The organism is Pseudomonadota bacterium (assembly GCA_039196715.1).
Lineage (GTDB): Bacteria > Pseudomonadota > Gammaproteobacteria > CALCKW01 > CALCKW01 > CALCKW01.
Map to the genome: position 1 here is coordinate 41,769 of JBCCUP010000019.1, position 25,527 is coordinate 67,295.

At 66.3% G+C, this 25,527-nt stretch carries 21 protein-coding genes; 7 read left to right on the forward strand and 14 right to left on the reverse strand.

The window, feature by feature from the left end:
- Positions 1–113: 113 nt before the first annotated feature.
- The 7 genes from AAGA11_09025 to xseA all read right to left on the reverse strand — a co-directional run bounded on the left by AAGA11_09025 (position 114) and on the right by xseA (position 8,348).
- Positions 114–1,442 carry a sigma-54 dependent transcriptional regulator gene (locus AAGA11_09025; GenBank protein MEM9602993.1) on the reverse strand — a complete coding sequence of 443 codons (1,329 nt, stop codon included), beginning with the start codon at positions 1,440–1,442 and terminating at the stop codon, positions 114–116.
- Positions 1,439–4,387 (reverse strand): ATP-binding protein, encoded by a 2,949-nt coding sequence (locus tag AAGA11_09030; GenBank protein ID MEM9602994.1) that lies wholly within the window; start codon positions 4,385–4,387, stop codon positions 1,439–1,441. The genes AAGA11_09025 and AAGA11_09030 overlap by 4 nt, the downstream gene beginning before the upstream one ends.
- Positions 4,380–4,589: a hypothetical protein gene (locus AAGA11_09035; protein MEM9602995.1), complete on the reverse strand. Its 210-nt coding sequence runs from the start codon at positions 4,587–4,589 to the stop codon at positions 4,380–4,382. Before AAGA11_09035 ends, AAGA11_09030 begins: the two co-directional genes overlap by 8 nt.
- A 66-nt stretch (positions 4,590–4,655) precedes the next feature.
- Positions 4,656–5,534 (reverse strand): tRNA glutamyl-Q(34) synthetase GluQRS, encoded by an 879-nt coding sequence (gene gluQRS / locus AAGA11_09040; protein MEM9602996.1) that lies wholly within the window; start codon positions 5,532–5,534, stop codon positions 4,656–4,658.
- Positions 5,535–5,550: 16 nt separating this feature from the next.
- A complete protein-coding gene (gene dksA, locus AAGA11_09045; protein MEM9602997.1) occupies positions 5,551–6,396 on the reverse strand; it encodes an RNA polymerase-binding protein DksA in 846 nt (281 codons plus the stop codon).
- Between the two features lie 123 nt (positions 6,397–6,519).
- Complete coding sequence (locus tag AAGA11_09050) at positions 6,520–6,948, reverse strand: TIGR01244 family sulfur transferase (protein ID MEM9602998.1); 429 nt, start codon at positions 6,946–6,948, stop codon at positions 6,520–6,522.
- Positions 6,949–6,983: 35 nt separating this feature from the next.
- Positions 6,984–8,348, reverse strand: coding sequence for an exodeoxyribonuclease VII large subunit (xseA, locus tag AAGA11_09055; GenBank protein ID MEM9602999.1), 1,365 nt, complete (start codon positions 8,346–8,348; stop codon positions 6,984–6,986).
- Positions 8,349–8,487: 139 nt separating this feature from the next.
- Here xseA and guaB point away from each other — a divergent pair, with 139 nt between their 5' ends.
- The 6 genes from guaB (at position 8,488) to AAGA11_09085 (ending at position 15,941) form a co-directional block, all read left to right on the forward strand.
- A complete protein-coding gene (gene guaB / locus AAGA11_09060) occupies positions 8,488–9,942 on the forward strand; it encodes an IMP dehydrogenase (GenBank protein MEM9603000.1) in 1,455 nt (484 codons plus the stop codon).
- A gap of 42 nt (positions 9,943–9,984) precedes the next feature.
- Positions 9,985–11,562 carry a glutamine-hydrolyzing GMP synthase gene (guaA, locus tag AAGA11_09065; protein MEM9603001.1) on the forward strand — a complete coding sequence of 526 codons (1,578 nt, stop codon included), beginning with the start codon at positions 9,985–9,987 and terminating at the stop codon, positions 11,560–11,562.
- Between the two features lie 5 nt (positions 11,563–11,567).
- Complete coding sequence (locus AAGA11_09070) at positions 11,568–12,074, forward strand: tetratricopeptide repeat protein (protein ID MEM9603002.1); 507 nt, start codon at positions 11,568–11,570, stop codon at positions 12,072–12,074.
- Positions 12,075–12,092: 18 nt separating this feature from the next.
- The gene (locus AAGA11_09075) at positions 12,093–14,057 is read left to right on the forward strand and encodes an ATP-dependent DNA helicase (GenBank protein ID MEM9603003.1); all 1,965 of its coding nucleotides are present in this window, start codon (positions 12,093–12,095) and stop codon (positions 14,055–14,057) included.
- Positions 14,054–14,749, forward strand: a complete 696-nt coding sequence (tsaB, locus tag AAGA11_09080) for a tRNA (adenosine(37)-N6)-threonylcarbamoyltransferase complex dimerization subunit type 1 TsaB (GenBank protein ID MEM9603004.1) — start codon at positions 14,054–14,056, stop codon at positions 14,747–14,749. Before AAGA11_09075 ends, tsaB begins: the two co-directional genes overlap by 4 nt.
- A 91-nt stretch (positions 14,750–14,840) precedes the next feature.
- Positions 14,841–15,941, forward strand: coding sequence for a hypothetical protein (locus AAGA11_09085; protein ID MEM9603005.1), 1,101 nt, complete (start codon positions 14,841–14,843; stop codon positions 15,939–15,941).
- A gap of 60 nt (positions 15,942–16,001) precedes the next feature.
- On the opposite strand, the gene AAGA11_09090 is transcribed toward AAGA11_09085, so the two are convergent.
- The 7 genes from AAGA11_09090 to AAGA11_09120 form a co-directional block, all read right to left on the reverse strand.
- Positions 16,002–17,168 carry an ABC transporter substrate-binding protein gene (locus tag AAGA11_09090; protein ID MEM9603006.1) on the reverse strand — a complete coding sequence of 389 codons (1,167 nt, stop codon included), beginning with the start codon at positions 17,166–17,168 and terminating at the stop codon, positions 16,002–16,004.
- A 79-nt stretch (positions 17,169–17,247) separates the two neighbouring features.
- A complete protein-coding gene (locus tag AAGA11_09095; GenBank protein ID MEM9603007.1) occupies positions 17,248–19,128 on the reverse strand; it encodes a long-chain fatty acid--CoA ligase in 1,881 nt (626 codons plus the stop codon).
- A gap of 11 nt (positions 19,129–19,139) precedes the next feature.
- A complete protein-coding gene (locus AAGA11_09100; GenBank protein MEM9603008.1) occupies positions 19,140–19,913 on the reverse strand; it encodes an ABC transporter ATP-binding protein in 774 nt (257 codons plus the stop codon).
- Positions 19,910–20,689: an ABC transporter ATP-binding protein gene (locus AAGA11_09105; GenBank protein MEM9603009.1), complete on the reverse strand. Its 780-nt coding sequence runs from the start codon at positions 20,687–20,689 to the stop codon at positions 19,910–19,912. Before AAGA11_09105 ends, AAGA11_09100 begins: the two co-directional genes overlap by 4 nt.
- The gene (locus AAGA11_09110; protein MEM9603010.1) at positions 20,686–21,786 is read right to left on the reverse strand and encodes a branched-chain amino acid ABC transporter permease; all 1,101 of its coding nucleotides are present in this window, start codon (positions 21,784–21,786) and stop codon (positions 20,686–20,688) included. Before AAGA11_09110 ends, AAGA11_09105 begins: the two co-directional genes overlap by 4 nt.
- A gap of 10 nt (positions 21,787–21,796) precedes the next feature.
- Complete coding sequence (locus AAGA11_09115) at positions 21,797–22,672, reverse strand: branched-chain amino acid ABC transporter permease (GenBank protein MEM9603011.1); 876 nt, start codon at positions 22,670–22,672, stop codon at positions 21,797–21,799.
- Positions 22,673–22,844: 172 nt separating this feature from the next.
- A complete protein-coding gene (locus tag AAGA11_09120) occupies positions 22,845–23,462 on the reverse strand; it encodes a class I SAM-dependent methyltransferase (GenBank protein MEM9603012.1) in 618 nt (205 codons plus the stop codon).
- A gap of 160 nt (positions 23,463–23,622) precedes the next feature.
- Here AAGA11_09120 and xsc point away from each other — a divergent pair, with 160 nt between their 5' ends.
- Positions 23,623–25,401, forward strand: coding sequence for a sulfoacetaldehyde acetyltransferase (gene xsc, locus AAGA11_09125; GenBank protein ID MEM9603013.1), 1,779 nt, complete (start codon positions 23,623–23,625; stop codon positions 25,399–25,401).
- The last annotated feature ends 126 nt before the right edge of the window (positions 25,402–25,527 follow it).

Consider the following 25,527-nt stretch of genomic DNA (forward strand, 5'->3'; position numbering starts at 1 on the left):
ATTATTCCTGTCTGCACCTTGTGTGTCATTCGAACCATTTTCCGAGAGAAATCAGCACGTTCTGATTGGAGGTCCGCATGTGAGAACGGGCTTTGGCCGAAACTGTTACCAAACTAAACAGCGTTGCCGCGCTGGCGTGGTATTCCCATACGCTGACGCCGTTCCCACAGGGCCTTGCGGCTGATCCCCAGCCGAGCCGCCAACTCGGTCTCGGTGAGTTGCTGTTGGTGGGTTTCGACGAAGTGCCGAAAGTAGTCGTCAAGGCTCAGGTCGGCCGCCGGTGGCGTGCTGACCTGCGCGTCCAGGGCCAACTGGCTGGCGAGCACGTGCGGGCCGTCGCTGAGGATCGCGGCGCGCTCGACCGCGTTGCCGAGTTCGCGCACGTTGCCTGGCCAGTGGTAGGCGTTCAGCGCGCTCAAGGCCTCGGGCTCGAATCCGTCGAGCTGGCGGTTGAGCCGCTCGGCCGATCGGCGCAGAAAGTGGTGCGCGAGCACCGGCACGTCCGTCCGCCGATCGCGCAGTGGCGGCAGGGTGATCTCGACCACACGCAGGGTGTAGAGCAGCGCCGTGTCGAAGCGGTTTTCCGCCGCCGCGTTGGACAGGTCGAAGCGGGTCGACGCGAGGATGCGCACGTCTACCTTGCGGGTGTAGCTCGCCCCGATCGGCCGCACATCACCGTGGCGCAGCAGCTGCAGCAGGCGCGCCTGGGCATCGGCGGGCAGGGCGTCGACCGCCGAGAGAAACAGGGTACCGCCGTTGGCGGCTTCAGCGAGGCCCTGCTTTGCCGCTGACTGCCCGTTCCCGTCGCCGGTCTCGCGGCCGAACAGGCTCTCCTCGATCATGCCGTCGCCACCGGCGCCGCAGTTCACGGTCACGAAGGGCCCGTGCCGGCGTGTGCTGCGGTTGTGGATGGCACGCGCGAACAGCTCCTTGCCGGTACCGGACTCGCCCGAGATCAACACCGGCATGTCGATCGGTGCGACTTTCTCCATGTGGTTGACCGCGGTGCGCATGGCGTCGCTGTCGCCGATCAGCGAATCGCTTGGGTAGTCCCGCGCGATGTCGTGTTCGAGGGCGGACCGTTGCCGCCGATCGCGGCCGACCGCGAGCGTGCGCTCGACCAGCAACAGCAACTCTTCGTGGTCGAAAGGCTTGCTGATGTAGTCGATCGCGCCCTCGCGGATCGCGTCGACGGCGGAGCGCACACTGGCGTAGCTGGTCATGATGATGACCGGGACCTTGTCCACCAACTTCAGGATGGCGGTGCCGGGCTCGCCGGGCAGCCGCAGGTCGCTGATGATGATGTCGAAGCTCGCCAGCGGCAGTGCGGAGGCGTCCTCGATCGAGCCGCAGACTTCCACGTCGAAACCGGACCGTTCAAAGAAGCGGCGCAGCGCCTTTCTGATGACGGATTCGTCGTCGATGATCAACAGTCGGCTCATGAGGCGTGCAGGCGTGTGAGTTGTGTGTGGGGCATGGGCAAGGTGACGCGGAAGGTCGTACCGGCCCCGCGCGTGCTTTGAACTGAGACCTTCCCGCCGTGTTCGTTGACGATCGCGTGCACCAGTGGCAGCCCGAGCCCGGTGCCGCGGTTGGCGTGTTTGGTCGTGAAGAAGGGTTCGAACAGACGCTTAGTGTGGGCGGGGTCGATACCGCAACCCTGGTCGACGACTGAAATCAGGGCATGGTTGCCATGCTGCCGCACGTCGATGCGGATCTCGTCACCGGGGTCTGAGGCATCGCACGCGTTGCTCAGCAGGTTGACGATGACCTGCATGATTTTCTGCGGGTCGCCGGTCAGCTCCAGGCCGCGTGGGCAGCTCACCTGGACGTGTCGCGTGCGGGCGCGCTCGTCGAGCGCGACCAGGGCGCAGGCCTCGTCGATGCAGGCCTGCAGCTCGAAGGTCTGGCGATCGAGCGGGGCCAGGGGGTCGCCACGCGAAAAAGCCAGCAACGACTTCACGATGGCACCGATTCGGCGTGTCTGGGTGACGATGTCCTCACTCGCCTGTTCGATTGCCGAACGCGAGTCCTCGTAGGCGAGGTTCTGCGCAATGCTGTCGATGCCGGTCAGCGGGTTGCCGATCTCGTGTGCGACCCCGGCGGCAAAGCGGCCGATCGAGGCGAGCCGTTCGGAGTGCGCCAACTCGGCCTCCAGCGTTTCGACGGCGGTGCGGTCCTCGACTAGGATCACGAGGCCGTTGCGCGCCTGGGGCGCGTCCATGCTGGTTTCAATGCTCGACTTGTGCAGATTGATCGAGCGGTGTGTGTCGGCGTCGCCACTGAGCCGCTCGCTGCGTTGCGTGTCAGTGCCGGCGACAAAGCCGGTGAGCACGGTGTTCCAGGGGGCGGGCAGGGTGGCGGGAATGCGGCCCTCGGCGAGCACGGCCTCGATGCCGGTGATTTGCTTCATCGCCGAATTCCAGATCACGATGGTGCCCTGGCCGTCAAGTGAACAGACGCCTATCGGCAGCTCGCGCAGCACGTCGCGGTGGTAGCGGCGCAGGTCGTCGAGTTGCCGCATCGCGCCGCGCAGCTGTGTGCGCGACTGCTCGAGGTGGCCCTCCATGAAGCGCATGCTGTCGGACAGCGCCTCGTGGGTGCGCTGTTTCAACAGCAAACGATCGTCGACGATGAGCCGTGCCAACACCGGCCCAAGCAATCCCGAGAGGTTGCGCTCGATGCGTTCTCGCAGCTGCCGGAGCTGCGTCGGTGTGATTGTCTTGGCGTTCAGTTGCAACTCCGACATCGCTGTCTCGACCTCGCGACGCGCGGCCTTGCGCCCCATGACGTTGCTCAACTGGCGTTCGAACTGGTCGGGCGACAGAGCGGCGACGGTGCCGGTCAATGGGCGCTCCATGTTGCTCACACAGATCTCGGCGGCCTCGATCTCGGGCAGTGTCGGGCGTGTCAGCAGGGAGCCGATCACCAGCAGCGTGCCGTTGACCGTCAGACTCCAGAAGGTGGCGTCGGACCAGACCGTCTGGCCGCCGCCGATCAACTGTTGCACCAACAGCGGCTGGTCGAGCAGATCGATGTGAGTCACCAGCGGCAGGATCAGGGTGCCGAACCACACCGCCGCGCCGCCGGCGAGGCCGAGCAGGAAGCCTTCCTGGGTCGCGCGCGACCAGAACAGCAGGGCCAACACGCCTGGGAGAAACTGGGCCACGGCAACGAAACTGATCAAGCCCATCTGCGCGAGCCCGGCGTTGAGCTCGATGATGCGGTAAAAGCCGTAGGTCAGCAGCATGATCAACGCAATCAGGCACCGGCGTCCCCAGAGGATGCTGCGGTGCAGGTCGAGTCGGAGGTTGGCGCGGCGCAGGCCCGCGGGCAGAAACCAGTGGGTCATGCACATGGCCGACAGCGACAGCGTGGTCACGATGATCATCGCGCTGGCGGCCGAGATGCCACCGACAAAGGCCAGCACGGTCAGCCAGTCACCCTGGGCGTGACGTGTGATCGCGAGCACGTACATGTCTGCCGGGGTGCCGGGCACCAGGTGCTGGCCGGCCCAGAGGATCGGGATGATCGGGAGATTCAACAGCAGCAGGTACAGCGGAAACGCGAAGGACGCGATGTGCAACGACCGCGGGTTGTCGTTCTCGGTGAACATCATGTGGAACTGCCGGGGCAGCAGAAAGGCCGCGCAAAATGACAGCACCATGAGGCTGGTCCAGGAGCTTTCGGCGACCGGCTCGTAGAGGCTGGCCAGTGCCTCGGGGTTGGCCGCGAGCCACTCGCCCAGTTGCCCGCCACCGAACACCCCGAACCAGGCGAACGCGCCGACCGACAGCAGCGCGATGAGTTTGACCGCGCTCTCGAACGCGATTGCCGCCACCAGTCCGGCGTGGCGCTCGCGCGGTGTCAGGTGCCGGGCGCCGAACAGCACGGTAAACACCACCAGGGTCGCGCAGAACGCGATTGCCATGAGGTCGCTCTCGGTGTCCGCCACCAGCAGGTTGGTCGATTGCGTGATCGCACGGACCTGCAGTGACAGGTACGGGATCAGGCCGATCAACATGAGCCCGGTCACCAGCGCGCCGGTCACCCGCCCGCGAAAGCGGAAGGCGAGCAGGTCGGCCAACGACGAGAGCTGGTACTCGCGCACCAGCCGCAGGATCGGTTGCAGCAGGAACGGCGTGGCGGCGAAGGCGAGCGTAAGCCCGAGGTAGATCGTCAGAAAGCCGATCCCCTCGCTGCGGGCGAACCCGACACTGCCGTAGTAGGTCCAGGAGGTCGCGTACACCCCCAGCGACAGGGTGTAGGTGATCGGGTGGCGGATGACCCACCGCGGGATCAAGCCGTTGTCGGCTGCCCAGGCGATCAGGAAGAGAACACCCAGGTAGCCGACGGCCGTGCCGACCAACACCCAGAGGCTAATCATCGCGCCGTGTTCCGAATTGACACAACGCAATGGCGAGAATCAACAGTCCCCAGAACAGATAGGGCAGGAACCACGGTGGTTTCACCGCCGTCCACCAGGCGAAAAGCGGCGAATTGAACAGCAAAACCCCGAGCGCAACTGCCAGCAGGGTATAGTCAAGCCGCCCGCGCGGCGGGCTGGGTTCGGGGGACTGAGGGGCCACGGGATCCTCGCGCGTTGTTACTCAAGGTAACGCTCTGCGCGTGATTCCGTCAAATCGGTGCAGCAATCAGGCTGGTGGAACGCGGTCGCACGCGGCCCGCTCGCGCTGCCAGTGGGCCGTGGCCCAGACGAGAAAGGCGTCGGTGTCCCGGAGGTCGGCCGGCGGCGGCGCCTGGCCGAGTCGCTGCCAGGCTGAACGGAGGTTTGCCAGCGCTGTGTTCGGGTCGACAGCACTGGCCCCGTTCGATTTGCTGAGCTTGCGGCCATCGCTGCTATGCACCACGGCGACATGCAGGTAGCGTGGTGTGGCGAGTCCCAGGACGCGGTGCAGGTACACCTGGCGACCGGTGTTGTCGAGCAGGTCGGCGCCGCGTACCACGTCGGTCACCCGTTCGATGGCGTCGTCAACAACCACAGCCAACTGGTAGGCGATCACCCCGTCGCGCCGCTGCACCGCGAAGTCGGCGACGGCCGCGTCGACCCGCTCGAACAGCTGCCGGCCCAGGGCATCGCACCACTGCGCCGGGGTGGCGTCGACCCGTAGGCGGGCGGCGTGGCCGGTGCGAGGCAGGTCGAGCGACCGGCAGGTGCCGACGTAGCGCGTGTGACCCACGTCGTCAGCACGCGCACGCAACACCGCGCGACTGCAGCGGCACGCGTACACGTGTCCGCCTTGCCAGAGCGTGTCGAGGGTCTGTTGATGGCGGTCGCGCTGTGCAGAGGCGTGGCGCACGGGCCCGTCGTGGTGCAGGCCGTGTGCCGCGAGGCAGCACAGGATATCGCGTGTCGCATCCGGACTGCTGCGGGCCGGGTCGAGATCGTCAATGCGGACAAACCAGCGGCCCCCGCGCTGGCGCGCGTCCACGTAGCTTGCGAGTGCTGCCAGCAGGGAGCCGGCGTGCAGCGGCCCGGACGGTGACGGTGCGAACCGCCCGGTGGGGGTCACGGCGCGGTGGGGCAGGTCAGGCCGACTGACGCTCGCGGATTTCTTCCATCGTCTTGCAGTCGATGCACAGCGTCGCGGTCGGGCGGGCTTCGAGGCGGGCTACGCCGATCTCGATGCCGCAGCTCTCGCAATAACCGTAGTCGCCGCTGTCGATGTCCCGCAGCGAATCGTCGATTTTCTTGATCAACTTGCGCTCGCGGTCGCGTGTGCGCAGTTCCAGGCTGAACTCCTCTTCCTGTGTGGCGCGGTCGTTCGGGTCCGGAAAATTGGTTGCGTCGTCCTTCATGTGGTCGACGGTGCGGTCGACCTCTTCCATGAGCTGGCGCTTCCATTCGAGCAGTTTCGAGCGGAAGTGCTCGGATTGCTCGGCATTCATGTAGTCGTCGAGGTTGTCGGTCGGTTGTGAGGCAGTGGGCACAGTGTCGGTCTTGGTCGTTTTTCGGGGTGTCGGTTTGGGCGGCGATTTGGGTGCCGCTGCGGCGCCTGTGTCGGCAGCTTTCGCCTTTTTTGTAGCAGACGCGGTCTTTTTGGCCTTCACCACCGGGGCCTTGCTCACGGTGGCGGTTTTTTTTGTGCTGGCAGCCTTTTTGGCCGAGGTCTTCTTGGCTGCCTTTTTCTTCGCGGCAGTCCTTTTCGCAGCTGTTGTCTTCGCGGCAGTCTTCTTCGCAGCCGTTTTTTTGGCAGCCGTTTTCTTGGCCGCAGCCGTCTTCTTGGCAGCCGTCTTCTTGGCCGCAGCGGTCTCTTTCGTCGGCGCAGCAGCCCGTTTCGCGCCGCTGTCCGACGGTGTTGCCGACGCTGCCTTCGCCGTCCGTTTCGCGCTTGCAGTCGCTTTCTTCGCGGCGGCTTTTTTCTTTGCGGCCATGCGTGAGTGCCTCCCCGCTAAATCAAGCCGGACTTGATAGCATGATCAGCACCGAATTGCAAAGCAAAAACGGCTGCGCTGGCCCACCGACCGGCGGGGTGTTTCCGTGCAAACGAAAGCCGCTCACTCGGCGAGGGCGTCGATCACACCGCGTTGTGGCTCGAGTGCATAGCCAGCGGCCGTGGTGCTTGCCTCGATCTCGCCCCTGTCCCGCCCGGCACGCCGTTGCAGCGCGCTCCAGGCGATGCTGCAGCGCGTGCCGGATCTGCAATAGGCCAGCACCGGGCCGTCGAGCGTGGCGAGTGTGTCCTGCATCGTGTCGATGACAGCAGGCGACAGGCTTGTGTTGTCGAACGGGATGTGGTGCGACGTGAGACCGAGCTTCGACGCGGCAGCACTGATCTCGGCAAAATCCGGCTGGCCCGGGTCTTCGTTGTCAGGGCGGTTGCAGATGATGTGCTTGAAACCCTGTTGTGCTGCGGTGTGGACGTCGTCAAGGCTGATCTGAGCACTGACGGCGAAGGCGTCGTCGAGGGGCTTGAATGATGCCACGTTGAACCTCGTGTGTCGGTGGAACGCGCCTCAGCTTACCCCTCAACAGGGTCGCTTGCATCGGCGTGCAATTCACCCTCGCGCAACGTGATGCGAAGCCGCTCGCCCGGGTTGACGTGCGCAGCGTCCAGCACGACGTGGCCGTCGGCGGCGCGCCTGACGACCGCGTAGCCGCGCTCGAGCGTCGCCAGCGGGCTGACGGCGTCAAGTGCCCGTGTCTGCGTGCCCAACAGCCGTTCGGCATCCTGCACGCGGTGGCGGATGGCCTGGGCGAGTTGGGCGCTGACGCGGCGGAGGGTCGTGCGCTGGGTTGCCAGTTGCCGTGCGGGTGACTGCGCGCGCAGGCGACGGGTCTGTGCGCGCAAGGCCGTTTCGTGTCGGCTCAACTGCGCGGTAATCGCACGGTCGAGGCGCACACGGGCGAGATCGAGCCGCTGTTGCGCGGTTTCGAGCTGGCGTTCCGGCTGCTGCCGCGCGAGGCGCGCGTGGAGTCGGCCGAGACCGTCACGCGCACGCGCCGTGCGCTGTTGCATGCTGCGGTTCAGGCGCCGGCTGCAGCTGGCCAACCGGCTGATCAGCTGATCAAGGGGCGGGCTCACGAGCTCGGCTGCGGCTGAGGGGGTCGGGGCTCGCGTGTCGGCGGCGAGGTCACAGAGGGTCGTGTCGACCTCGTGGCCCACGCCGCTGACCGTCGGGATCACGCTGTCGGCCACGGCGCGGACCACCGCTTCGTCGTTGAACGCCCAGAGGTCCTCGAGTGACCCGCCGCCACGCACGATCAGCAGCACGTCGACCTCGGCGTGGTCGTTGGCGAGCCCGATGGCGGCGACGATGCCCGGCACCGCGCGATCACCCTGTACGGCTGTGGGGTAGACGGTGACCGGGGCCAGCGGGTAGCGGCGGCGCAGCACGTCGACGACATCGCGCACGGCCGCGCCGGTGGCGGACGTCACAACGCCGATCTGCTTCGGGAAAGGCGGCAGGGCCCGCTTCCGACCCGCATCGAACAGGCCCTCGGCGTTCAGCCGTTGGAGGTTCTCCTGGTAGCGTTGCTGCAACAGCCCGTCGCCGGCGAGCTCGACACTCTCGACGATGAGCTGGTAGTCACCGCGCGGTTCGTACACCGAGGCGCGGGCCCGCACGAGCACCTGCTTGCCCGGCTCGAGCGCGACCCGAGACAGCCGCGCGCGCTGTTTGAAGAAGGCGCAGCGCACCTGCGCCCTGGCGTCCTTCAGCGAGAAGTACTGGTGGCCGGACGCCGGGCGACTGAGGTTGCTGATTTCACCCTCGACCCAGATCACGCCGAGCGTGAGCTCGACCAGCTCGCGCACGGTGCGGTTGAGGCGACTGACGGTGTAGACGTCGCGCGCCGTGCGAGTCAGTGGGGCGTGGGTGTTCACGCGCCGCAGTGTAGCGAAATGCCGGTTCGAGTGCGCGCGCATCCGGGTCCGGCGCAGGGTATAATGTGGCCGCATCGTTGATCGTCGTGACGCCGCGCCCGCGCCGCGTCGATCCCACCACACGGAGCCCCACCCCACGATGCGCATCCTCAGTGAAGCACTCACCTTCGATGACGTGCTGCTTGTGCCCGCCGAGTCCAATGTCCTGCCCCGCGATGTCAGCCTGCAGACCCGCCTGACGAGCCGCATTCACCTGAACATTCCACTGCTGTCGGCGGCCATGGACACCGTCACCGAGTCCAACCTCGCAATCGCGTTGGCCCAGGAGGGCGGCATCGGTGTGGTCCACAAGAACATGGACGTCGAGAGCCAGGCGCGCGAGGTCCGCAAGGTCAAGAAATTCGAGTCCGGCGTTATCCGCGAACCGATCAGTGTCAGTCCGTCCACGACCGTGCGTGAGGTGCTCGACATCACGCGGTCCAAAGGCATATCCGGCCTGCCTGTGGTCGATGGCGACCGCTTGCAGGGCATCGTCACGCAACGTGATCTGCGTTTTGAAACCCGTCTGGACGAACCCGTGTCAGTGGTGATGACACCGAGGGACAAGCTTGTCACCGTCTCCGAGGGCGCCACGCGCGATGCGGTCGTCGGCCTGTTGCACCAGCACCGCATCGAGAAGGTGTTGGTGGTGTCGGACGGTTTCGAGTTGCGCGGCATGATCACCGTCAAGGACATTCAGAAGTCACACGACTTTCCCAACGCCTGCAAGGACAGCGAAGGCCGGCTGCGGGTCGCGGCGGCAGTCGGCACCGGCGAAGACGCCGAGTCGCGCGCCGAGCAACTCATCGACGCCGGCGTCGACCTGCTCGTGATCGACACCGCGCACGGCCACTCCGCTGGCGTGATCGAGCGGGTCAAGTGGGTGAAGAAGCAGTCCGACATCGATGTGATTGCCGGCAACATTGCCACCGCCGACGCCGCGCGCGCGCTGGCCGACGCGGGCGCAAACGCCGTCAAGGTGGGCATCGGTCCGGGCTCGATCTGCACCACGCGGATCGTCGCCGGTGTCGGGGTCCCGCAGATCACGGCCATCGACAGTGTCGTGCAAGCGCTGCAGGGCACCGACGTGGGCGCGATCGCCGACGGCGGTATTCGCTACTCCGGCGACGTCGCCAAGGCTGTTGCCACCGGCGCCAACGCCATCATGGTGGGCAGCCTGTTTGCGGGCACCGAGGAAGCGCCCGGCGAGGTCGAGCTCTGGCAGGGACGCAGCTACAAGTCTTACCGCGGCATGGGCAGCGTCGGCGCGATGCGCCAGGGTTCATCCGACCGTTACTTCCAGAGTGGCAGTGCGACCGAGAAACTCGTGCCCGAGGGCATCGAGGGGCGCGTGCCCTACAAGGGCCCGCTCGCCGGTGTGCTGCACCAACTGCTCGGCGGCTTGCGCGCAAGCATGGGCTACTGCGGCTGCGAGACGGTCGACGCCATGCGTAACCGCGCGGCCTTTGTGCGCACGACCAACGCCGGCATTACCGAGAGCCACCCGCACGACGTGACCATCACCAAGGAAGCGCCCAACTACCGTGTCGGCTGACCGCGATCGGTTCCACTCCCTCCGACCCAGGCGAAACACCGCATGACAGACATCCACCAGGCACGCATCCTCGTCCTGGATTTCGGCTCTCAATTCACCCAGCTCATCGCCCGCCGCGTGCGCGAGGCCGGTGTCTATTGCGAACTGCACCCCGGTGACCTCGATGCCGAGGCCGTGCGCGCGTACGCGCCCAACGGCATCATCCTCTCCGGTGGCCCGGAGTCGGCCACCCACGCGAATCAGGCGCTCAAACCCGACCCGAGTGTGTTCGAACTCGGCGTGCCGGTGCTCGGCATCTGCTACGGCATGCAGATCATGGCTGCGATGCTCGGCGGGGCGGTCGAACCCTCGTCGACGTCGGAGTTCGGCTACGCCGAGGTGCGGGCCCGTGGGCACTCCGAGCTGCTGCGGGACATCGAAGACCGCCGCAACGAGGCCGGCCACGGGCTGCTGGACGTCTGGATGAGCCACGGCGATCGGGTCACCGACTTGCCCCCGGACTTCGTCTGCATCGCGAGCACCGAGCACGCGCCGCTGTCCGGCATGGCAAACCCGGCCAAGGGGTTTTACGCGCTGCAGTTTCACCCCGAGGTCACGCACACACCGCAGGGCGGTGCGATCTACCGCCGTTTCGTGCGCGACATCTGTGGGTGTGCCGGGCTCTGGCGTGCCGACACCATCGCCGAAGACCTGGTGCACCAGATGCGCGAGCGGGTGGGCGAGGACCGCGTGCTCCTGGCCCTCTCGGGCGGGGTCGACTCCTCGGTCGTGGCGGCGTTGCTGCACCAGGCAATCGGCGACCAGCTGACCTGCGTGTTTGTCGACAACGGCCTGCTGCGGCTCAACGAGGCCGACCAGGTCATGCAGGCCTTTGCCCACAACATGGGCGTGCGGGTGGTGCGAGTCGACGCGGCTGACCGCTTCCTGGCCCGCCTCGAAGGCGTCAGTGATCCCGAGGCCAAGCGCGTGGCGATCGGCCACCAGTTCATCGCCGAGTTCGAGCGTGAGGCGGCGCAACTCGAGGGCGTGCGCTGGCTGGCGCAGGGCACGATCTACCCGGATGTGATCGAGTCGGCCGGTGCCAAGACAGGCAAGGCGCACGTGATCAAGAGCCACCACAATGTCGGCGGCTTGCCGGAACATATGGCCTTCGAACTGCTCGAACCGCTCAGGGAATTGTTCAAGGACGAGGTGAGGGCTGTGGGCGTGGCGCTGGGCCTGCCGGCAACCATGGTGTACCGGCACCCGTTCCCGGGGCCGGGACTCGGCGTGCGCATTCTCGGCGAAGTCAGCCGGGAGGCGGCCGACACCCTGCGAATTGCCGACGACATCTTCATTTCGGCGTTGCGCGAGCACGATTTGTACGACTCGGTCTCACAGGCCTTTGCCGTGTTCCTGCCGGTCAATTCCGTTGGCGTCACCGGTGACGGCCGACGCTATGCGCCGGTGGTGGCATTGCGAGCCGTAGAGACAACCGATTTCATGACAGCGAGATGGTCACACTTGCCCTATGATCTTCTCGACGAAGTCTCGCGACGCATCATCAACCGCCTACCGGGTGTGTCGCGGGTGGTCTACGACATCTCCGGCAAGCCGCCGGCGACCATCGAATGGGAGTGAGGCACATGGGTGCTCTCCAGGCGCGCAATGGCACGGGCACAGGACGGGGGCCGGTGGCAGGCCTGCTGCTGCCTGTGCTGCTCGCTGTTGCCGGTTGCGGCAGCGTGGGCGGCGGCCCGGCCGCAACGCCCGATGTACTGCCCGTCGATGTGCCGACCCAGAAGGTCACCCACACCTTCGATGATCCGCAGGTCGTGATTGCCTGGCGTCGCGCCGAGGACGCGCGTGCCGTCGGCAACTTCGCGCTCGCATTCCGCCACCTGCGTTCGGCGTTGGAAATCGCGCCGGACGACCGGGCCCTCTGGAGCCGCCTCGGCGAAATCGCCCTTCGCCTCGAGCAGTGGGACGCGGCCGAGAAATACGCCATGCGCTCGAACACCCTCAAACCTGTGCCACCGTTGCTGAGCTACCGCAACTGGTTGATAATCGTGCAATCTCGAGAGCAGATGCGCGACTACGACGGTGCCGAACAGGCCAAGCTGCAAGCGCGTTTGTTCAAGCCTGGAATCTGAATCGCGGGTGACCGTGCGTTGACTACGCAATCTGCGGGCGAGGTCCTTGGGGCCGACGGCCCGCTGTCGGCATTGATCGACGGGTTCAAACCCCGACCGGGTCAGCAAGCGCTCGCCGACGCCATCGAATCCACCTTTGCCGACCGCGGTACCTTGATCGCGGAGGCCGGCACCGGTGTCGGCAAAACCTTCGCGTACCTTGTGCCCGCGCTGCGGTCGGGCCTCAAGGTCATCGTCTCGACCGGCACCCGACACCTTCAGGACCAGCTCTACCAGAAGGACCTGCCGGTCGTCGCCAAGGTCTTTGATGTGTCGCCGCGCACCGCGCTGCTCAAGGGACGCGCGAACTACCTCTGCCGGTCGCGCCTCGCGCGCGCCAAAGGGCTCGCACAGCTCGACAACCCCGACGCGCAGGCCAAGCTCGCGACCATCGAGCGCTGGGCGCTGCGCACCCACGACGGCGACATCAGCCAGTTCTCGGCGGTGCCGGAGGACGACCCGATCTGGCAGCACGTGACCTCCAACGCCGAGTACTGTGCCGAGCACGAGCCCGACGAACTCGACGGCTGCTACGTGACGCACGCACGGCGGCGCGCGCAAGAGGCGGACGTCGTTGTGGTCAACCACCACCTGTTCTGCGCCGATCTCGCGCTGCGCGAGGAGGGCTTCGGCGAGATCCTGCCAACCGCCGATGCGTTCATCTTCGACGAGGCCCACCAACTCCCTGACGTGGCAACCCAGTTTTTCGGCAAGCGGTTGTCGACACGGCACGCCACCGAGCTGGCGCGCGACACCATTGCCGAGCACCTGAGCGCCGCGCCAGACCAGGCGGGCCTGCGCCACAGTGCCGAGGAGCTCGAGCGTGCGATGCGCGACCTTCGACTCGCGCTCGGGGTCGACACCCAACGCGCAGCCTGGGTCGAGGTGGCGGAGCGCGCCGCCGTGGCCGCGGCGAGTGAGCGGCTGCTCGCAGCGTACCGGGTTCTGGCAGAGGAATTGGAGGTTGCCGCCGAGCGCAGTCGCGGGCTCGAGGCCTGCGGCAAGCGCGCCGAGCGCCAGCGCGCGTTGCTGTCCGATTACCTCGGTGCTGGCGACGAGGCGTCGATCAGCTGGTTCGAAACCTACAACACGGGGTTGGCGCTGAACGTCACGCCCCTCGATGTCGCTGCGCCCTTTGCGCGCAACATGGGCGCACTGTCCGGGGCGCGCGTCTACGTGTCGGCAACGCTCGCGGTCGGTGGGTCCTTCTCGCACTTTCGCGCCCAGCTCGGGATCGAAACCGACGCCGAGGAATGCATCGCCGAAAGCCCCTTCGACTACCGCCGCAACGCGATGCTGCTGGTGCCTCCGGACATGCCGGCACCGGCCTCGCCCGGGTACGACGCCGCGGTGCTCGATGTGGCGCGTCGGGTGATCCGGGCTAGCCGGGGTCGCTGCTTCCTGTTGTTCACCAGTCACCGCGCGATGAACCACGCGGCCGAGGCGCTCGCCGACCGCATCGAGTACCCGATGCTGGTGCAGGGCAGCCGCGCCAAGACCGAGTTGCTCGACGCCTTTCGGCGCGCGGGTGACGCGGTGCTGCTCGGCACCTCGAGTTTCTGGGAGGGTGTGGACGTGCGGGGCGAGGCACTGTCGTGTGTGCTCATCGACAAGCTGCCGTTCAGCTCGCCGGTCGATCCGGTGATGCGCGCCCGGATCGACGCACTGAACCGCAAGGGTGGAAACGCCTTCATGGACTTCCAGTTGCCGCAGGCGATCACCCAACTGAAGCAGGGCGTCGGTCGCCTGATCCGCGATGAGAGTGACCGCGGTGTGATGGTGCTGTGTGACCCGCGCCTGGTCACCAAGAACTACGGTGCGCTGTTCATCAACAGCTTGCCGCGCATGTACCGCACGCGCGTGCCGGACAAGGTCGAGGCCTTCTTTGCCCGCGACGCTGCGTCGGCCGACGGCACCGAGGGTGAAGGGGCACCGGTCTCGTGAGCACGGTTTTGCTCGGGCTCGACACCACCACGGAAGCCTGTTCGGTCGCCGTGTTCGACGGTTCGGAAATGCACGCACACCGCTTTCTCAACACGCGTGAGCACGCTGTGAGGCTGTTGCCGATGATCGAGGAAATGCTCTCGACTGCCGGTGTCGGTCGGCGCGAGCTCGACGCGATCGCTTTCACCCGCGGTCCCGGCAGTTTCACGGGCTGTCGAATCGGCACGGCGACCGCGCAGGCGTTCGGGCTGGCGTTGGACCGCCCACTCGTTGCGGTGTCGACGCTCGAGACCCTGGCCGAAGGGGCCAAGCGGGAACTGGGCACCACCCGTGTGGCGGCGGCGATCGACGCGCGCATGGGCCAGGTCTACTGGGGCTGTTTTGAGCGCGAGGGCAGCCGTTGGCGCGAAACGGTCGCTGAGCACGTCAGTGACCCCGGGCAGGTGATGGCGCCCGCGTCGTCCAATTGGGTCGGCGTGGGCACCGGCTGGGCGGCCCACGGCGAGGCGCTTGCGGCGCGGTGTCCGAACGTGATTCGGCAGTTCGGCAAGCAGGTGCCAGACGCACGCGACACGGTCCTGCTCGCGCTGCCCCGGTTCCACCGCGGCGACACGGTGTCGGCCGCCGAGGCCGAGCCCGTGTATCTGCGCGACAAGGTCGCTTTGACCACCGCGGAACGGCAACAGCGCTGACCGCGGTGTGTGCGGCCCCGGCGGCACTTGCAGCGGGACGCGCGACGCGGCAGGGTGGGCGGTGACCTGTCGTGGGATAAGGAGGGGGATGATGGTCCGAATCCCGAACGTGGCAGCGGGCTGGTGCCTCTGCGCGGCCGTGGCGGCCGGCATGGTGTGGATTGAATGGCGTGGCGATCCGGCACCCGCGCCCACCACCGACGTCGACCGATTCGACGCGCGTGCGGCTCGACTTGAGCAGTTGGCGTCGGCGACCTTGCGGCAGCAGTTTGAAGCCCGCTTGCACACCGTGCAATCACGCACCTCGCGCGCGGCGCTGGTCAAGCAGGCCGAGCGGGCTGTCGCGGTGGGTGACCGCGAGGCGATGGCCGAGGCGGTACACGAACTCGGCGTGCTGGCGATGGCACGCGGCGACCTCGACGGCGCCGACGTCTGGCTCGCGGATGCCCTTGCCGAATACGACGCGATGGGTGACGAACGCGGCCGCGCGCGCGTGCTGCTTGACATGGGCCGACTGCACATGGCGTTCCGCGAACGTGCGCAACGCGCCGCGTTCGACTACGACGAACTGCTGATCGCGCGCTGGGCGATGGCGAACGGATACCGCGACGATGCGCGCGTCGCCCTCGAACACATTGTGGGGTCGAGCCTTCAGTTGAACCGCTACGGCACGGCTGCCAGCGCGTTGAGCTCGCTGTTCGAGCTGCACCTCAAGGCCGGCGATGTCGCTGCCAGCCTCGACGCCGGTCAGCGCGCGCTCGAATTGCATGCCTCGGCGGGCAACCTGCACAGCGCACAACGCATGCTGACGGCGTTGCGCGATCACGGTCTGGACCGCGAGTCGGTGCGTCGCGCCGAGTCTGCGATGGCGCTTGGCCTCGAGACATTCGAGCGCGAGACACAGAAGCTGGGTCTGGTGCGGGACTACATGCAGCTTTACCACCAGCTCACGGCGCGCGGCGACCCGGTTGGCGCCTGGCGCTACCGGCGACAGGCCGAGGAGCTGCGCACCAGCACCTCGCGCCGCGCAATGTACCGTCGGCAGCCCGACGTGCTGGTCGAGTTGTACCGGTCGAACCGGAGCATCGACCGGGCCTCGGATGTGCTGCGTGACGCAGAGTCCGCGTTCGAACGGTTGGGGATGGTCGAGGAGATGCTGCAGTCGGCTGCGCTGCAGCAGGACATACGCTGAGCGGTCCGGGCAGGTCGCGCCCGTGCCTGCCGCGTGCAAGCACGGGCGCGACCGCGTCGGTCAGGGCAGACGCGAATCCAGCGTTTTCCAGGACCCGTCGGCGATCTGGGAAATGATCACCGCGTCGGCGCCGAGGTGGTCACCCTCGCCGAACTTGATGTCGGCACCGAGCAACTTGTCCTCGTAGTCGAGGGATTGCATGCCGGCCCGGAAGCTGTCGGGTGTCAGGTCACGGCCGGCGGCCTCAAGCGCACGCACGAGGATCTCGGTGTACGAGCGGCCGAGCAACGCGCCGGTGCCGGGGGGGTCACCGTAGGCCTCGGTGTAGGCGTCGAAGAAGGCCTTCACTTCGGGCACGTCCATGCGCGTTTCCATGTCCTGCCAACCGGCCGCGGCGTAGAAGTTGTTGGTCACGCCACCGGGTACCTTGGCCACCGCGGTGTGGAAGGCCGCCGAGCTGCCGAGGAAGTTGACGTCGTTCCAGCCCATTTTCTTGGCCGTGGCAACGGCCGTGATCACCTGACGCAGGCCGAGGGCGATCGCGATGGTGTCACAGCCGGCCTCCTTGAGCTTGCCGAGCGTGCCGACGAAATCCGACTCGTCAGGCTTGTGCTTGGTCTCGGCAGCGAAGGTCAGACCGAGCGCGGCGGCCTGGTCGACGGCGCCCTCCTGAATTTCCTTGCCGAAGTCGGTGGGCAGGTACATCGCGCAAACGGTCTGGGCGCCGGCGTTTTCAGCCAGGTAGTCAATGCCCATGCGGATCTGGTCGTAGTAGGACGCACCGCCGGTGTATTTGAAGTCGATCGAGCCGTCGAGCATCTGCCGTGCCGCGGACAGCGGGATCACGTTGGCGACTTCGCGGGCTTCCTGCAGCTTGAACGACGCGATGTTCATCGGCGTGCCCAGCGACATGAGCATCGCGAACACCTTGTCTGAGTTGACCAGCTTGTTCAGCCCCTGCATGGCCTTGGGCAGCTGGTAGGCGTGGTCCTCGACGATCAGGCGAATGGTGCGCCCATGAACGCCACCGCCGGCATTGACCTCATCCAGGTAGAGCTTGGCCGCGTTCATGGCGGGGGCGCCGAAGCCGGCAAAGATGCCCGACATATCCTGGTTGGAGCCGATGAGGATCTCGGTGTCACTGACGCCTTGTGCCTGCGCCGTCGACCCGAGCGTCGTCAGGCCCAGCGACAACGCCGCCGCGCCCGCGAGCAGTGTGTTTTTCATGGGGTGTCTCCTGTTGGTGAGTTCTCTCTTGTGTGTCACGGTCCCGATTGGCACACGGGCGTCACCGGGCGTGTCTGTCTCATTGCGCGTTGCCGTACATGGCGTCGATCAGTCCGCTGTAGTTCCGCTCGACCACCGCGCGTTTGAGTTTCATGGTGGCGGTCAGCTCCTCGTCTTCCGCGGTCAGCAGTTGATCGATGAGCCGGAAATACTTGATCTGTTCGACGCGCGCGAAGCGAGCGTTGACCGACTCTACCACTTCGTTGATCAGCGTTCGCACTTCTTCGGCGGCGCACAGCGACGCAAAGTCGTTGAACGGAACGCGGTTGTCCTGGGCAAATTTCTCGACATTCTCCTGGTCGATCATCACCAGGGCCGTGAGGTATTGACGGCGGTCGCCGATCACCACCGCGTCCGAGACGTAAGGCGAGAATTTCAGTTGGTTCTCGATCTCGGCCGGGCTGATGTTCTTGCCTCCGGCGGTGATGATGATGTCCTTTGCTCGGCCGGTGATGTAGAGGTAGCCGTCGTCGTCGACGTGGCCGACGTCGCCGGTGTGCAGCCACCCGTCGACCAGGGTGTCCCGCGTGGCATCGGGTTTCTGCCAGTAGCCGCTGAAGAGGTTGGCACCGCGGTAGAGGATTTCCCCGTCGTCGCCCACGCGCACGGCGCCGCACGGCAGCACACGCCCGACGCTGCCGATGCGGTTGTTCGCGGCGGTGTTGGCCGACATGATGCCGGCGCTCTCGGTCATGCCGTAGCCTTCGTAGAGCGGCACGCCGATGGCGTGGAACCAGGCCAGCAACTGCGGCGAAATCGGTGCGGCGCCGGTCGCCGCGCGGTGCACGCGGTTGAGGCCGAGCATGCGGCGCAGGTTGGCGAAGACGATCAGGTCCCAGAACGCACACTGCAGGTGCAGCCAGGGCGACACGGGCTTGCCGTCGAAGCGGCACTGCGCGCGGCGCTCGCCGGCACGAACAGCCGCTGCGTAGGCGCGCTGACCGAGCGGTGTCGCCTGTTTGACGAGGTACTCGACGCGCGAGTACATCTTTTCCCAGAGCCTTGGCACCGCGACGAACACGTGCGGGCTGACCTCCTGCACGTTCTCGAACACGGTGTCGACGCTCTCGGCGAAATTCACCGTGAACCCGGCCACGATCTGCCCCACCATCGAGGACATCCGCTCGAGCACGTGGCACAGCGGCAGAAAGCAGAGCATCTCGTCGCTGTCGTAGCTCGGCAATTGGGTCAGGGTGGCGCTCGCGGTGGCAAACATCGCGCCCTGGGTGATCTCGGCACCCTTTGGCCGTCCGGTGGTGCCGGAGGTGTAGATCAGCAGCGCGGTGTCGTCGGCCGAACCGACCGCCACGGCCTGCTCGACGGCGTTCGGGTGCGCGGAGAGATGGGCGTCGCCCTGCGCGAGGAAGTCCTCAAGGAAGACCACGTCCGGGTCACTGAAATCGTGCAACCCGTAGGGGTCGAGCACGACAACGCGGTTGAGCGAGGGCATCGACTCGCGGGCGTCAAGGAACTTGTCGAGCTGTTCGTCGTTCTCGACGAAGAGCACTCTGCTCGCCGAGTTCGCGACGAGGTAGCTCAGCTGCTCTGCGCTGTCAGTGGTGTAGACGCCAGTCACGACCGCGCCGATCGATTGACCCGCCATGTCGGCGAAGTACCACTCCGGGTTGTCCTCGCTGAGGATGGCGATCGCGCCGCCGCGGGTCACCCCGCTGGCGAGCAGCGCCGCGGCGAAGCGGTTGCTTTGCTCGAGGTAGCCGTGCCACGTCCAGGACTTCCAGATGCCGTGGTGCTTGTAGCGAAGGGCGACGCGGTCGCCGTACCGCGCCACGCGTTGGCGGAACAGTTTCGGCAGGGTGTCCTCGCCGTCGATCAGCGGAGGCCACTGCTCGAAATCGGCGTTGATCGTGACGCCGTGCACCCGTTGTTGCGCTGTGCTCACTTCGTTTCCTCTCAGCGCCAGGTCTTGCGCGCTTTCCAGCGCCGCTGGCCACGCACGCCTTCGCTGTGTTCGCCCAGGTAGAACTGCTGGATGTCCTTGCTCCGGCTCAACCGCTCGGCAGTGTCCGACATGACGACGCGGCCCAGCTCCATGACGTAGGCGTGGTGCGCAATCGACAAGGCCACGCGCGCATTCTGCTCGACCAGCATGAGGGTCACGCCCTGCTCGGTGTTGAGCCGCTTGATGATGTCGAAGATCTCGCCGACCAGGCGTGGGCTCAGGCCGAGGCTCGGCTCATCGAGCAGCATGATGCGCGGCTTGGCCATCAGGCCACGGCCGATTGCAAGCATCTGTTGCTGCCCGCCCGAGAGTGTGCCGGCTGCCTGGTTGAGCCGCTCGCGCAGAATCGGGAAGTAGGTCAACACCATGTCGAGGTCGCGCGCGATCTCTGCGCGGTCGCGCCGGGTGTACGCGCCCATCGCGAGATTATCCGCAACGCTCAGCAGCGGGAAGATCTCGCGGCCCTCGGGTACGTGAATGATGCCGCGCGTCACGATCTGTTCCGGCGCGAGACCGGTGATGCGTTCGCCATCGAAACGCACCGCGCCTTTCTCCGGGTTCATGACACCGGACAGGGTCTTGAGCAGGGTGGTCTTGCCGGCCCCGTTGGCGCCCAACACGGACACGATCCGGCCGTGCTCGACTGCAAGGCTGACCCCGCGAATAGCCAGCACCGGCCCGTAATAGCTCTCGAGGTTGTCGACGTGCAGCAGGGCCTCGCTCACGACACCCCCGCCACGCTGTCCGGGCCGAGGTAGGCCTCGATCACGGCCGGGTCGCTCTGTACCTCGGCGGGCGAGCCGACCGCGATGGCCTTGCCGTCTGCGAGCGCCAGCACGCGGTCCGACACCGCCGAGACCAGGTGCATGTCGTGCTCCACCATCAGCACCGTGATGCCCATGAGTTTCTTCATGTCCTCGATCCAGAACGCCACGTCGTTGGTTTCTTCGAGCGACAGGCCCGAAGCCGGCTCGTCTAGCAACAGCAGGGTCGGGGATATCGCCAGTGCGCGCCCCATCTCGACCACCTTGCGCACCCCGTAGGGCAGGCCGGCAATCAGGCTGTCTCGGTAGGGTTGCAGGTCGAGGAAGTCGATCACGTTCTCGGCGGCCTCACGGCTCGCACGTTCCTGCCGGCGCACGGACGGCAGGTGCAGCAACTGTGCGATCGCCGAACAGGTGTTGTGGGTGTGGCGTCCGACCAGCAGGTTCTGCAGGACGCTGGCGTGCTCGAACAGCTCGATATTCTGGAAGGTGCGCGCAATACCCAGCCGGGCGACCTGGTCGGCGTTGTACCTCAGCAAGTCCTCGCCCTTGAACCGAATGCCGCCGGAGGCGGGCTCGTACAGCCGCGAAATCAGGTTGAACAGCGTCGACTTGCCGGCCCCGTTCGGTCCGACCAACGCGAAGGTTTCGCCGGCTTCCACGTTGAAACTCACGGCGTCGACCGCGACCACGCCGCCGAAACGGATGGTGAGGTTGTCGATCTCGAGCAGGCTCACCGCGTGCGCTCCGTCTTGAGGAAGCTCTGGTTGCGTTTGAACATGTCGCGCCGCGCCAGCGGAAACAGTTCGAACCAGGTGCGGATCTTGACCCAACGGCCGTAGATGCCGAGCGGCTCGAACAGCAGGAACGCGATCAGGATGGCGGCGAACACGCCGGCTTCGATGCCCGGAATGACAACCGCGTTGCCGAGGCCGAGCGCCGCGAGCCCGTCGCGGGCGAAGGCGATCACGGTGGGCAACAGCACGAACACCGCGGCGCCGAAGAACGCGCCGTGGATCGAGCCGACCCCGCCGATGACGATCATCATCAGCATGTTGATCGAGATGATGATGGTGAAGGTCTCGTTGTTGAAGATGCCGGTGAAGTGGCCAAGCAGTGCGCCGGCCAGGCCGGTGTACGCGGCAGAGAGCGCAAAGGACAACGCCTTGGTGCGCGCGAGCTCGACGCCCATGGCTTGTGCCGAGACCTCGGAGTCGCGGACCGCGGCGAAGGCGCGCCCGAGCGGCGATCGCAGCAGGTTCTTGTAGAGCCAGACCAGCGCGACGGTGATGGCGAGGATGAGAAAGTAGACGTCCCGGGGGTTGACGTACTTGTTGAAGCTGTGGCCGAAGATGGCGATGTCGGGCGCAAACAACCCGCCGACGCCGCCGGTCAGCGGTTCGGCGATCACGATGATGTCTTCCACCAGAATGCCGAGTGCCAACGTCGCAATCGCAAGGTACACGCCGTGGAGTTTGGCGATTGGCCGCGCGATCAACGCGCCGCAGAGGCCCGAGATCAGGCCGGCGAGTGGGAAGGCGAACAGGAAGGGCAGGCCGAGGCGTTCTTGCAACAGCACCACGCTGTAGGCGCCAATCGCGAGGAAGGCCGCGTGGCCGAGGCTGGCCAGCCCGGTTTGGCCGATCAGGATCATCAGCCCCATGCTGGCGATAGCCCAGATCAGCACCAGCGTCATCTCGCCGAGCAGGTAGTCGCTGATCAGCCAGGGCAGGGCGAGCGACAACGCGCCGAGCAGCAGATACCAGTTTCGGTGATGTGCGTGCTTGAACAGCCCGAGGTCCTGGTTGTAGTCGGTTTTGAAAACGAAGCGCACGGCGGTTCTCCTAAACCTTCTTCTGCTGCACTTGTGGCAGTAAGCCGTGCGGGCGGAACACCAGCACCAGCACCAACAACAGGTAGGGCGCAATCTGCGCGTAGCCCGACGGGCCGTAGCGCGACGCGAACGGTTCGATCACACCGACCACCAGACCGCCGAGCAGGGCCCCTGGCAGGCTGCCAAAACCGCCGATCACCGCGGCGGCAAAGGCCTTGATGCCGAGCAGCCCGGTGTTCGGATCAATCGAGCCCTTGGACGCGAACAGGACGCCGGCGATTGCCGCGACCACCCCGGAGAGGCCCCAGACCAGGGCGTAGACGCGCCGCACGGGCACGCCCATGTAGTAGGCCGCCAGTTGGTTCTGCGAAGCCGCCTGCATGGCAACGCCGGTGCGCGTGCGGCCGAAGAACACGTAGAGCACCACGGTCAGCAGCACCGTGACAAGGATCACGGCGACTTCGTCGAGGCCGAGCGCGACGCCGCCGACCTGGATGTCTCGACCGGCGAGCGGCGATTGCAGCGATTGTGGCTCGTGGCCCCAGATCAAGCCCGCGGCGAAGCGGATGATGTAGCCGATGGCGATGGTCAGGATGACAACAGCGATCTGTGGCTGGCCGAACACGTGGCGCAGCACCAGCGCATCCAGCAGGTAGCCGAACACCGCCATGATTGCGATGGCGACCAGCACCGAGGGCAGGAACGGCAGTCCGAGGTGGGAGTCGTTGGTCAGCGCGAGCGTGATGAACGCGCCGAGCATCATCATGTCGCCCTGGGCGAAGTTGATCGCCTCGGTCGCCTTGTAGATGAGCACGAAGCCGAGCGCGATCAGGCCGTAGACGCAGCCGTTCGCGAGCCCGCTGATGAAAAGTTGGGCAACGTCCATTGCAGATCCAGGTGAATTTCAGGGCCCGTGTCGCGCGCCGACCGGACCGCGTGGTGGCGCGTGTTCCGCACAGCAAATCACAGGTGAAACTGTGGTGTCAAACCATTGAAATAGTTAGTAAAATATGCTGGGCCGCGCGTGGCTACACGGCCTGCCGCGGGCCGATGTCGGGTCAGTGTTTCTGGTAGACGTACACGCGGTTGCGAATCTCCGGTTCGCCGTAGGGCATGGTCTGGAAGGTCGGTGTGCGGAACACCGCCCGCCACAGGTGATCGCGCGCCGGCAGGGCGTCGAGGTAGGCGCGGTCCTGCCCGGCGTCGTCACGCAGGCTGAACACCAGAAAACCGCCTGACACGCACACCCGGATCAGTTCGTCGAAGCTCTCCGGTGGCGCGTGGCCCGGGGTGATCGCGCCGGTGCTGAGCACCGCACCGAAGCGGTTGTCGTCGAACGCGAGCGGTTGGCCGAGTGCCATCACCTGCAGCTCGGTGTAGAGGCCCTTGCGCTGGGCCACGCCGAGCATGCCCGGCGACAGGTCGATACCGACGAAGCCGCGGTAGCCGACCGCGTGCAGGGCCTCGGCCTGCATGCCGGTGCCACAGCCGGCGTCCAGGATAGCCCCGGTGTCCAGCGGGACAAAACGCGCGAACACGGCTGCGAGCATGGCCGGCAGACGGTACCCCATCGCACAGAGGTCGCGCTCGTACTGATCCGCCCACTGATCGTAGGCGTGGCGCTGTGCACCGGGGTCAGTGGCGCCGTAGACGCGCTCCAGACGCTCGTTCGACATGCGCGGCACTCGCTGGGGGCTTGGCGCCACCGTACCGCGACAGCTGGTAGTGTTGCCAGTATCGGCGCCGAACTATCATATGGCCGTCTTCAATCCACGTGTTCAACACCCTGCGTGTTGAGCCCAACGCGCGCGTGCGCTCTACAGAGAAACACCCAACATGAAAATGACAACCGAAGAGGCCTTCGTCAAAGTCCTGCAGATGCACGGCATCGAGCAGGCGTTCGGCATCATCGGCTCGGCGTTCATGCCGATATCGGATCTGTTCCCCAAAGCGGGCATCAACTTCTGGGACGTAGCGCACGAGACCAACGGCGGCCTGATGTGTGACGGCTACACCCGCGCCAGCGGCAAGATGGGTATGGCGATCGCGCAGAACGGCCCGGGTGTGACCGGCTTCGTCACCGCAATCAAGACCGCGTACTGGAACCACACACCGCTGCTGCTGGTGACCCCGCAGGCGGCCAACAAGACCATCGGCCAGGGCGGCTTCCAGGAAGTCAACCAGATGCCCATGTTCACCGAAATGGTCTGCTACCAGGAAGAAGTGCGGGACGCCTCACGCATCGCCGAAGTGCTCAACCGCGTGATCGAGAACGCCTGGCGTGGCAGCGCGCCGGCCCAGATCAACATTCCGCGTGACTACTGGACGCAGGTGATCGACATCGACCTGCCCGAGATCGTCCGCTTCGAGCGCCCGAGCGGCGGCAAGAACGCCATCGCGCGCGCGGCCGAGCTGCTCACCGACGCCGCCTTCCCGGTCATCCTGAACGGCGCCGGTGTGGTCATCGGCGGCGCCATCGACGCGTCCCGCCAGCTCGCCGAGCGGCTCGACGCGCCGGTCTGCTGCAACTACCAACACAATGACGCCTTTCCGGGCAGCCACCCGTTGCACTGCGGCCCACTGGGCTACAACGGTTCCAAGGCCGGTATGGAACTGATCAGCCAGGCTGACGTCGTGCTCGCGCTCGGCAACCGCCTGAACCCGTTTTCCACGTTGCCGGGCTACGGCATCGACTATTGGCCGAAGAACGCCAAGATCATCCAGGTCGACATCAACCCCGACCGCATCGGTTTGACCAAGCGCGTCGAGGTCGGCATCGTCGGCGACGCCAAGCAGGTGGCCGAGCAGCTGCTCGAGCAGCTCGGCGCCGAAGCCGGCAACGCCGGTCGCGACGCACGCAAGGCCCAGATTGCCGAGCGCAAGTCGGCGTGGGCGCAGGAGCTCGCTTCGATGGACCACGAAGATGATGATCCGGGCACCTCGTGGAACGAGCGCGCCCGTGACCGTGACCCCGACCGCCTCTCGCCGCGCCAGGCCTGGCGCGCGATCCAGGACGCACTGCCGACCGAAGCGATCATCTCCTCTGACATCGGAAACAACTGCGCCATCGGCAACGCGTACCCGAGCTTCGAGTCCGGCCGCAAATACCTCGCGCCGGGCCTGTTCGGCCCGTGTGGTTACGGTTTCCCGGCCATCATCGGCGCCAAGATCGGCTGCCCGGACACCCCGGTGGTCGGCTTTGCCGGCGACGGCGCCTTCGGCATCTCGGCGAACGAGCTCACCGCTGTGGGCCGTGACGAGTGGCCGGCGGTGACCATGGTCGTGTTCCGCAACTACCAGTGGGGCGCCGAGAAGCGCAACACCACGCTCTGGTACGACGACAACTTCGTCGGCACCGAGCTCGACCCAAAGCTCTCCTACGCCAAGGTCGCCGACGGCTGCGGCCTCAAGGGTGTTCGCGTGCGCAGCCAGGAGGAGTTGTCCAAGGCGCTCGACACGGCCATCACCGAGCAGATGGAGGACGGCGTCACCACGCTGGTCGAGGTCATCCTCAACCAGGAACTCGGCGAGCCCTTCCGCCGCGACGCGATGAAGAAACCCGTGGCGGTCGCCGGCATCGACCCGGCCGACTTCCGCCCGCAGCAACCCGTGTAAGCTTCTGGACGGACGCGGGCCCGCGCCAGCCGGTCCCCGTGAACCCCGGCGGCAAGCAGCGGTGCGGGGGGCCGTATACCCCCCCCGGGAGCGCGCCAACGCGGCGGCAACCCCCCACCCCAAAAA

Coding starts and splice junctions, on each gene's coding strand:
- AAGA11_09120 (MEM9603012.1), bottom strand. CDS start 23,462: ATGTCGAACGAGCGTCTGGAGCGCGTCTACGGCGCCACTGACCCCGGT.
- guaA (MEM9603001.1), top strand. CDS start 9,985: ATGACAGACATCCACCAGGCACGCATCCTCGTCCTGGATTTCGGCTCT.
- dksA (MEM9602997.1), bottom strand. CDS start 6,396: ATGGCCGCAAAGAAAAAAGCCGCCGCGAAGAAAGCGACTGCAAGCGCG.
- AAGA11_09115 (MEM9603011.1), bottom strand. CDS start 22,672: ATGGACGTTGCCCAACTTTTCATCAGCGGGCTCGCGAACGGCTGCGTC.
- AAGA11_09085 (MEM9603005.1), top strand. CDS start 14,841: ATGGTCCGAATCCCGAACGTGGCAGCGGGCTGGTGCCTCTGCGCGGCC.
- AAGA11_09090 (MEM9603006.1), bottom strand. CDS start 17,168: ATGAAAAACACACTGCTCGCGGGCGCGGCGGCGTTGTCGCTGGGCCTG.
- AAGA11_09025 (MEM9602993.1), bottom strand. CDS start 1,442: ATGAGCCGACTGTTGATCATCGACGACGAATCCGTCATCAGAAAGGCG.
- AAGA11_09030 (MEM9602994.1), bottom strand. CDS start 4,387: ATGATTAGCCTCTGGGTGTTGGTCGGCACGGCCGTCGGCTACCTGGGT.
- AAGA11_09070 (MEM9603002.1), top strand. CDS start 11,568: ATGGGTGCTCTCCAGGCGCGCAATGGCACGGGCACAGGACGGGGGCCG.
- xsc (MEM9603013.1), top strand. CDS start 23,623: ATGAAAATGACAACCGAAGAGGCCTTCGTCAAAGTCCTGCAGATGCAC.
- guaB (MEM9603000.1), top strand. CDS start 8,488: ATGCGCATCCTCAGTGAAGCACTCACCTTCGATGACGTGCTGCTTGTG.